The sequence below is a fragment of the Devosia sp. LC5 genome (genome assembly GCF_000735585.1).
Lineage (GTDB): Bacteria > Pseudomonadota > Alphaproteobacteria > Rhizobiales > Devosiaceae > Devosia.
In genome coordinates, this window is record NZ_JNNO01000033.1 from 1 (window position 1) to 7967 (window position 7967).

Consider the following 7967-nt stretch of genomic DNA (forward strand, 5'->3'; position numbering starts at 1 on the left):
GTGGCGAACAGGGCGATATTGACCTGCTGGCGGTGGGGTAGCGGGTAGCAGACGACGTGGTAATTGAGGGCGAACAGCACCGAGACGCGGTCGAGCGCGATGTGACCAGCCAGAGCGTCAAAAGGCAGGAGGGTGCGCCAGGCGACACGGCCGCCCCAGGTGGCGGGCGGGCCATCGAGCAGGGTGGTGCGGGTTTTTGAATGCACGCCATCGGCCCCGATCAATGCGTCGCCACGCAGGGAACGGGTTTGGCCATTGGCATCCTCAAGTGTGAGGGAGACACCATTCACGCTGGCAACACTATCCCATGCGCGGATGCCGAAGAGGATATCTATGTTGGCGAAGCGCCGGCAGGCCTTGTAGAGCGCGTCGGCGAGGTCGGCGCGGTGCATGACGGCGTAGGGGGCGCCGAAGCGGGCGGGCATGATGGCGCCGAGTTCCAGCGTGACCAGCGGACGCTTGGCGCGGGCGGGGTAGAGGTCGATACCCGTGGGTTCGAGGCTGTTTGCCGCGATGGCATCCTCAAGCCCCAGGGAGTCGAGAATGCGGCGGGCATTGGGGCTGATTTGCAGGCCTGCGCCGAATTCGGACACGGCCGGGTTGCGCTCGAGCACGGTGATGTTGGCGCCGAACTTGGCGAGCGCCAGAGCCAGCGTAAGCCCCGAGATGCCGGCACCTGCTATGTAGAAGGTGCGGCCAGTACCTGGCATGACCTAAAACTCAAGCAGCGTCAGCGTGATAGACGGCCGAGAGCGGATTGGCGGTGCCGGCGGCGAGGGCGGGATTATAGACGTAATGGGTCGAGCAATAGGGGCAGACGGCTTCACTGTCCTTGCCCATATCGATGAAGATATGGGGATGGTCGAAGGGCGGCAGGGCGCCGACGCACTGGAATTCCTTGGACCCGACCTCGATCTGGCGGAGGCCTTCGGTGTTGTGGAAGTGGGGCGTGGTGCCGTGGGCTGCCATCGGGGATAACCTGGATAGATGATTTGGTGGCCGGACCATAAACAATGGGCCGGGCGAAAGAAAGGTCTTCCGGGCGTTCACATGTACCCAAACAGGTGACACCGATTGGGCGAATAGGTTAGCAGACTGTTCACGTTGACGCGTTCCAGAGTGACCGAATGCCAAATTTTCAATCCGATGGCCTGACGCTGGCCTATGAATCCTTTGGCGACGGCTTCCCGGTGTTGTGCATCCATGGCTTTGCCTCGAGCGGGAAGGTCAACTGGATCGACACGGGCTGGGTCGAGGCGCTGACAGCAGCGGGATATCGGGCGATCACGCTGGATAATCGCGGGCATGGGCAATCGGACAAGCCCTATGACACCGAGGCCTATTATCCGCAGGTGATGGCCAAGGATGCAGTGGCGCTGCTCGATCATCTGGGGATCGAGAAGGCGGCTGTGCTGGGCTATTCGATGGGCGCGCGGATTGCGGCATTCATGGCGTTCCAGGATGAGGAACGGGTAGTGTGCGCGATCTTTGGCGGGATGGGGATGAATCTCATCAACGGGCTGAGCGACGGCAATGACATTATTGCCGGGCTGCGGGCGCCGGCTCTGTCGGGGCTGACGCATCCAACGGCGCGGCAGTTCCGGATTTTTGCGGAGCATACCGGAGCCGACCGGGAGGCGCTGGCGGCCTGCATGGAGACATCGCGCGAGCCGATGGCGCGGGCCGATGTGCGGCGGATCAATGTGCCGGTGCTGGTGGCGGTGGGGGAGGCCGACGAGATGGCCGGTTCGCCCGAGCCGCTGGCGGAATTGATTCCGGGGGCGGAAGCGTTCGTTATCCCCAAGCGCGATCACATGCGGGCGACGGGTGATGCAAAATTCAAGGCTGCGGCGCTGGAGTTTTTGGGCAGGACATTGCCGGCCAACAGGCATTCGTGAACCAAAGGGGCCGCTAAGGCTTTGTTTTGGAGCATGAGATGGCTTATATCGGTAAGTCTCGATGAAGCGGAGCCTGGACCCATGAGCGTCAGCGCAAAGAAATCAGCCGAACTCCAGGCCGTGGATCCCGTTTGGGACGCCGTGCGCGCCGGAGCCAAGCAGATCGTGGCGGCCGAGCCTTCTTTGTCCAACATGGCGATCTCTGCTGTACTCAATCAGGAAACGTTCGAGCAGGCGCTGGGGCATCGCCTTGCGGCGCGGCTGGATCATGACGATGTTTCGGCTGATCTGATCCGGCAGGCCTTTGCCGAGATCATCGCGGATTTCCCCGATATCGGGCATGCGGCACGGGTCGATCTGGCGGCGACAATGGAGCGCGATCCTGCTTGCCACCGGGCAGTAGAGCCGCTGCTGTTTTTCAAGGGCTATCAGGCCATCCAGACGCATCGATTTGCCCATGCCATGTATCTGGCGGGACGGCGGGATTTTGCGCTCTATCTGCAAAGCCGGGCCAGCCAGGTGTTCCAGGTCGATATCAATCCGGCAGTGCCGATGGGCAAGGGCATCATGCTCGACCATGGCACGGGGCTGGTGATCGGGGAGACCGCGACGGTCGGCGACAATGTATCGATGCTGCAGAATGTGACGCTGGGCGGCACCGGCAAATCCGATCAGGACCGTCACCCCAAGATCGGCAATGGCGTGCTGATCGGGGCGGGCGCCAAGGTGCTGGGTAATATCCGCATTGGCGATTGCTCGCGGATCGGGGCGGGTTCCGTGGTGCTCAAGGAAGTGCCGCCGCGGGTGACCGTGGCGGGGGTTCCGGCCAAGGTGATTGGCGAGGCCGGGTGCGCGCAGCCGGCGCTGGTGATGGATCAGGAATTTCTGGTTCACGATCTGAACGGGTGATTTTCCGGTGATGCCGGCCTGCAACCGGCGGTCGTCTGCGCTTCCGGTGCTCACGTACCAATGTACGCTCCGCTCCGGTTCTCGACGACCACCGGTTTCGACTCGGCCTGACCGGAAACTCAGCCGTTCAGTGCTGACTGCGGCTGACCTTCATTGCAGTGTGCCACGACCTCGTGGTTCGACAAGCTCACCATGAGGTCTACTGGAGCGGTGGGGCGCTTGCGGTTTGGGGTGCTGCAACTGGTCATCGGGGCTTGTCACCGCTAAAATGGGACGGAACAGGGGTTGTTTGCGTTTAGCGGGTGACTAGATTGCCGCCTCAACCCAAATCAGCAGGATACGCATCGTGAACCATCCCGAGATCATCAAGCTGCAGAAATTCCTGCAACTCAAATTCAACAACAAGAATATCGACGTGCGTCCGCGCGCCAAGCTGAACGATTCCGTCGAGGTGTTCATCGGCGATGAATCGATCGGGCTTATTCATCTGGACGACGAGGATGGCGACAAGTCGTACATCTTCAATATGTCGATCCTGGATATCGACCTGGACGAAGTCTGAGTTCTTGTCATCTGCAGGGTTATCCCCGCGAAAGCGGGGAGCTCTGTTTTTGATGCTGATGAAGCAAACGAAGGTTCCCGCTTTCGCGGGAATGACATTGTGGGGGGCTGGCCATGGCAACCCCGCTTCCCCCCTCTCGCAAGGGGTGGCCCGTGGGGAGGGCGACTTAGAGGCCCACTACCAGGCCCCGATTTTTTCCAGCCAGAGTTGCATTTGCCCGTCGAACTGGCGCCAGGATTGCAGGGCTGTGGCGTCGAAGGCGTAGACGGCGGCGATGCCGCTCGGCAGGTAGACGGTGCGGACGCATTGTTCGGGGGCGCCGGGCTCGATGGGGGCCATGCATTTGGCGACGAAGGGGTTGGCGGAGAGCGGGTCATACCAGACGCGTTCGCCTTCGTAGCCAGCTGCGGCGCCGAGCGGTTTGCCGACCAGGCCGGATATGCCGGCCAGTGTTTCATCACCAAATTGATGCAGATAGACGGCGTCGAGCAGGGTGCTGCTGGTGCGCGCACGGCTGCGCGGTAGCAGCATGACCTGGACGGGTAGGGGCGTGACGCCGTCGGGCGCGAATATCAGGGTCAGGTCGATCTGGTTGGTGAAGCCCTCGCGGATCTGCTCGCCGTAGCGGAACCAGGCGGTCGGGATGGTCAGCTCGCGCCCGGAAATGGTCTGCACGATGGGGCTGCCATCCTCGAGCGAGGGGGTGGGCGTGCGCGCAGTGCGGCCTATTTCATCGAGCAGATAGGCCGCGCCGACGGCCAGCAGCAGAGCCAGTACGGCGATGCCGGCCAGATTGAAGCCTATGGAAGGGGGATGGGGAGGCGCGGTGGGCGCCGGCTGCGAGCTCATGACCAGCATTAACCAGATTTGGCGAGCGGAGGTGACAATCGATAGGGCGGTCAATATGCTTAACGAAGGGTTAATTTCAGGCGCATGGCACAACAATGCCGGCGCGAAACAGGGCGGTTGGGCATGGCCAAGGAATTGCTGCTGGCGGCGTTTCTCATCGGGATCGGGCTCTGCGTGGCGGGGGCGGGGACCCATCTCTACCAATGGCTGGCCCGGCAGCAGGCCATGTTGCGCTTTGACGGAAAGACCTACATCGCCTCGATGGGCCATCTGGCGATGAGCTTTGTCTGCGGGCCCTACATCATGCTGCAAATGGGCTGGCAGCACGAGGATAACAGCACGCTGTCGATGACCTCGATGCTGGTGGCGTCGGTAGTGGCGTTTGGGTGGGCGTTTGTGACGGGGATGCTGTTCATGGGTATGTATGTGGCCGTTCGATATTAAGAGCCACAGCTTCAGTAGACCTCATGGTGAGCTTGTCGAACCACGAGGTCGTCCCCGGATCGTGCCACGACCTCGTCCTTCGACAGGCTCAGGATGAGGTCTACTGGAATATGCTCGAGCTTTGCGATTGCAAAAAACAATGAAGCCAGCTTCTTGGGAAGCTGGCTTCATTCTTCAGACCCCTATCAGGGTTAGACTGGATCTCGCGATCCGGGCGGGGTCCGGAAACCTGGTGATCAGTTGATGCCGGCGGTGGTGGCGACGATGCTCTGGCGGTCGTCGAGCATGTCGACCCACTGGCCGGCATTGGCCTGGGACTGGCGCTTGACATAGTGGTAGGGGGTGTCGCTCCAGAGGCGCACCGCGCCGTCCTGGTTGTCGAGCACCAGGTCGCCACGGTCGGTGCGGACGATCAGCACGGCATGGCCTTCGCCATTGGCCTGCTTGACGATGGCCATCAGCAGGGTGCTGACCGGCCAGCCGGCATTGATCAGCTCACGGCGCTTGGCCAGCGCGATATCTTCGCAATCGCCATAACCATTGGGATAGGTCCAGAATTCGTCGACCTGGTAGAGGTCGAGGTCGGAGACCGGGGTGACGTTGCCATTCACGTTGGCATTGATCTGCAGCAGTTCGGACCAGCGGGCCTCGTCCAGCGGCACGGCGGACACGACATTGTCGTTGCGGCGGCACTCGGCGGGGCGGGCCTTGCAGAACTCGGCATGGCCGACCGGAATGCTGGCGGGGGCATCGACGACCTGGACGAAGGCGACATTGGTCAAGTCGAGGGCCTGGGCCGGGGCGGCGATGGCGGCGAGGGCGAGAAGTGCGCCGAATATTGCCTTGCTGGTGAAAAACATTGTGTGGTCTCCCTGATGGAAACCACGTTAGGGACCGCCGATTGCCTCGATCCGAAAACTGCAATGCAGTTTTTATGCAAGTTTTATGGATTGGATTCAGGGGCGGTTTACTATGCGGGGGTGGTCTGCTGCATGGTGCCTGTGGCGGGCGCGGCACCCCACCCCGGTCCTCCCCACAAGGGCGAGGGACGGCTCCGCGGATGGCGAGGGGAAAGTCTGATGGACGGCGAGGGCTTGGAGCCCCTAGTTCATCCGCAGGTTTTGCTGGACGACGGTGAGCATTTCCTGGGCGGAGGCGAATTCGACTGCGACGCCGTTCTGGAAATGGCGGACGACGCGGGCGCGCATGCGGCCCAGGGTGACGGGCGTGCCCATGGCGGGGCGCACGTCAAGTTCGATGGCGGCGCCGGAAAGCGAGATATCGATGATCTTGCAATTGTAGCGGCGGCCATCGTCGAGGACGACGGTGGAGTGGCGGATATCGGGGACGACGCGCTCGTGGCGGCGGTCTTCGGGCAGGTTGAGGATGTCTTTATTGGCCAGCCAGGTGAGCTGGGCCGCCATCTTGTCGCGCTTGCGCGGGGAGGCGGCGATGTCCATTTCAAAGCCCCCGTCCATCTGGGAGAGGATGGTGCCCTCGATGCGGCCGACATGGTCGATATAGGCGATGACGCGCTCGCCGACGATTCCGGCAACGGGGGCGATGACCATGGCATCGCCGGGGGACATCTCGATGACCTGGCAGGGAAATTCGCGGCGGTCGGCCAGCATGTAGCGGCCCAGGACCGAGACTTTGACACGCTGGAAGCGTGCCGAGTCGGCCCGCGTGCGCGCGGGCGCAATGAATCGCGGTGATTGGATGTCGTCGCTGAGCATTGCCGCCGGTCGCATTGTGTTTCCACAATAAGCTAACCGGGTTTGGTTAACGCTTGGTATTGGGATTTTCCGCCAATACCAAGCCAAGTGGGCTAAAATGCCGGTGCCGTGTTTAGCGGTTTACTTACTGCGGCCGCCGTCGATAACGGCCAGGTGCGCGTAGCGGCGAGCGCTGCGGCCATAGACAGTGGCGGGCATGGGCATGTGGGGGCTGACGCCCATGTAGCTGACGTCATTGCCCACATTGGTGGCGACTTCGCGCACGGTTTCTTCCATTGCCACATCGTCGGGCCAGATCAGGCGCAGGCCGGTGATGCGCTGTTCGAGAATGGGCTGGACGCCAAGCCAATAGGGCTCTTCGAGCGCAGTCATCGCGCCGAGCAGGCGGGTGTGGGTGGAGCCATTGTGCCGCAGCGGCATCAGGATGGTCTCGAAGGACACCTTGGTGTGGAGCGCCGTGGTGCCCTGGAAGGTGACGAGCGCGACGGCATGATCCTCGGTGACGGCGCGGATCAGGGTGTCCATGGCGTCGCGGTCGCGCTCATGCCAGAGATCGTTGAAGGAGCGGCCCTTGAGCTCGCGGCAATAGCTTGTGCACAGATGCGAGCCGGCCAGGCGGAAAGAGAACTTCTCGGCTTCATTGAATTCGAGAATAAAGGTATTGGCGAGCGCTTCGCGGATGCGCGTGGGGTCGATATCCTTGCGGTCCGGTGCGCTGCGGGACCCGCGGATGGCGTTCCAATAATCGTAGAGGGTCCGAGTGCTGGTCTGCTGCATTGCTGTTGTTCCGCCGATGGCCAATGCGACCGCTCCCCGCCTTTAAGAAAGGCACAAGCCGCGACTCCACATTCGCAAATGGCTGGGGCAAAAGCGCCCTTAAAGGATAGTTAAGGTTAACGCGGCTGTCCCAATGTGGAAAAGAAGAGCCAAAGCGGCGCGGCGCCAGCGAGTCGGGGTGAAGTGATGGTCGAACAAGGGCAGACACCAGGCCAGCCGGGGCGGGAGCCGATGTTCCTGCTGCCGGGGGCGGTGACGGCGCTGGCGGGCGTGATGGTGGCGATTCACGCCGCATCAACCTTTGTGCTTAACCAGCAGGGCTATAACGAGTTCATCCTGTGGTTCGCGTTTTTGCCGTTGCGGCTGGTGGTGGCGGGGAGCGATCTGTCGGCGGCGGTACCGCTGATCTGGACGCCGTTCAGCCATGCGCTGATCCATGGCGGTTGGGACCACCTGCTGATCAATGTGGCGTGGCTGGCGATCTTTGCGACCCCGGTGGCGCGGCGCTATAGGGCCGGGCCGATGCTGGCGATATTTTTTGTCTCCGCTGCGGCAGGGGCGGCGTTCTTTGCGGCGACGACGCTTTATTCGGGGACCTATCTGATCGGGGCTTCGGGTGGGGTGTCGGGACTGACCGGGGCGGCGGTGCGGTTCATTTTCCAGCCGGTGATCGTGGCGCAGAACCCTGAGACGGGGGAGCAGGTGATGGTGGGGCGGCATCTGGCCGGGTTTGGCGATCTGATGGCCGACGCGCGAGCGCGGACATTCATCATTATCTGGGTGGTGCTGAAT

The 7967-nt window shown here is 62.2% G+C and carries 11 protein-coding genes; 5 read left to right on the forward strand and 6 right to left on the reverse strand.

Translation table 11 applies throughout. From position 1 onward, the window contains the following. On the reverse strand, positions 1 to 710 hold a 710-nt coding region (locus tag FF80_RS14505; protein WP_152558391.1), incomplete at its 3' end, for an FAD-dependent monooxygenase. A gap of 10 nt (positions 711 to 720) precedes the next feature. Further along, the gene (locus tag FF80_RS14510) at positions 721 to 969 is read right to left on the reverse strand and encodes a zinc-finger domain-containing protein (RefSeq protein WP_035101898.1); all 249 of its coding nucleotides are present in this window, start codon (positions 967 to 969) and stop codon (positions 721 to 723) included. A 158-nt stretch (positions 970 to 1127) separates the two neighbouring features. On the opposite strand from FF80_RS14510, the gene FF80_RS14515 reads away from it, so the two are divergent. The 3 genes from FF80_RS14515 (at position 1128) to FF80_RS14525 (ending at position 3369) form a co-directional block, all read left to right on the forward strand. Beyond that, positions 1128 to 1898: an alpha/beta hydrolase gene (locus FF80_RS14515; RefSeq protein WP_035101901.1), complete on the forward strand. Its 771-nt coding sequence runs from the start codon at positions 1128 to 1130 to the stop codon at positions 1896 to 1898. A gap of 81 nt (positions 1899 to 1979) precedes the next feature. Continuing rightward, positions 1980 to 2807, forward strand: coding sequence for a serine O-acetyltransferase (gene cysE / locus FF80_RS14520; protein WP_035101903.1), 828 nt, complete (start codon positions 1980 to 1982; stop codon positions 2805 to 2807). 346 nt (positions 2808 to 3153) lie between these two features. Then, the gene (locus tag FF80_RS14525; protein ID WP_035101906.1) at positions 3154 to 3369 is read left to right on the forward strand and encodes a DUF3126 family protein; all 216 of its coding nucleotides are present in this window, start codon (positions 3154 to 3156) and stop codon (positions 3367 to 3369) included. Positions 3370 to 3546: 177 nt separating this feature from the next. Here FF80_RS14525 and FF80_RS14530 read toward each other — a convergent pair whose 3' ends face one another. Continuing rightward, complete coding sequence (locus tag FF80_RS14530; protein ID WP_152558392.1) at positions 3547 to 4218, reverse strand: hypothetical protein; 672 nt, start codon at positions 4216 to 4218, stop codon at positions 3547 to 3549. A gap of 123 nt (positions 4219 to 4341) precedes the next feature. Here FF80_RS14530 and FF80_RS14535 point away from each other — a divergent pair, with 123 nt between their 5' ends. Continuing rightward, entirely contained in the window at positions 4342 to 4662 is a 321-nt protein-coding gene (locus FF80_RS14535; RefSeq protein WP_035101912.1) for a hypothetical protein, read from the forward strand. Between the two features lie 236 nt (positions 4663 to 4898). Here FF80_RS14535 and FF80_RS14540 read toward each other — a convergent pair whose 3' ends face one another. The 3 genes from FF80_RS14540 to FF80_RS14550 all read right to left on the reverse strand — a co-directional run bounded on the left by FF80_RS14540 (position 4899) and on the right by FF80_RS14550 (position 7175). Continuing rightward, positions 4899 to 5522, reverse strand: coding sequence for a transglutaminase-like cysteine peptidase (locus FF80_RS14540; RefSeq protein ID WP_035101914.1), 624 nt, complete (start codon positions 5520 to 5522; stop codon positions 4899 to 4901). 243 nt (positions 5523 to 5765) lie between these two features. Further along, the gene (locus FF80_RS14545) at positions 5766 to 6413 is read right to left on the reverse strand and encodes a PilZ domain-containing protein (protein ID WP_244445784.1); all 648 of its coding nucleotides are present in this window, start codon (positions 6411 to 6413) and stop codon (positions 5766 to 5768) included. A 105-nt stretch (positions 6414 to 6518) separates the two neighbouring features. Then, positions 6519 to 7175: a PAS domain-containing protein gene (locus FF80_RS14550; RefSeq protein ID WP_035101916.1), complete on the reverse strand. Its 657-nt coding sequence runs from the start codon at positions 7173 to 7175 to the stop codon at positions 6519 to 6521. A gap of 186 nt (positions 7176 to 7361) precedes the next feature. On the opposite strand from FF80_RS14550, the gene FF80_RS14555 reads away from it, so the two are divergent. Then, a partial coding sequence (locus tag FF80_RS14555; RefSeq protein WP_152558393.1) for a rhomboid family intramembrane serine protease occupies positions 7362 to 7967 on the forward strand: 606 nt, incomplete at its 3' end.

Coding starts and splice junctions, on each gene's coding strand:
- FF80_RS14510 (WP_035101898.1), bottom strand. CDS start 969: ATGGCAGCCCACGGCACCACGCCCCACTTCCACAACACCGAAGGCCTC.
- FF80_RS14515 (WP_035101901.1), top strand. CDS start 1,128: ATGCCAAATTTTCAATCCGATGGCCTGACGCTGGCCTATGAATCCTTT.
- cysE (WP_035101903.1), top strand. CDS start 1,980: ATGAGCGTCAGCGCAAAGAAATCAGCCGAACTCCAGGCCGTGGATCCC.
- FF80_RS14530 (WP_152558392.1), bottom strand. CDS start 4,218: ATGAGCTCGCAGCCGGCGCCCACCGCGCCTCCCCATCCCCCTTCCATA.
- FF80_RS14535 (WP_035101912.1), top strand. CDS start 4,342: ATGGCCAAGGAATTGCTGCTGGCGGCGTTTCTCATCGGGATCGGGCTC.
- FF80_RS14540 (WP_035101914.1), bottom strand. CDS start 5,522: ATGTTTTTCACCAGCAAGGCAATATTCGGCGCACTTCTCGCCCTCGCC.
- FF80_RS14545 (WP_244445784.1), bottom strand. CDS start 6,413: ATGCGACCGGCGGCAATGCTCAGCGACGACATCCAATCACCGCGATTC.
- FF80_RS14550 (WP_035101916.1), bottom strand. CDS start 7,175: ATGCAGCAGACCAGCACTCGGACCCTCTACGATTATTGGAACGCCATC.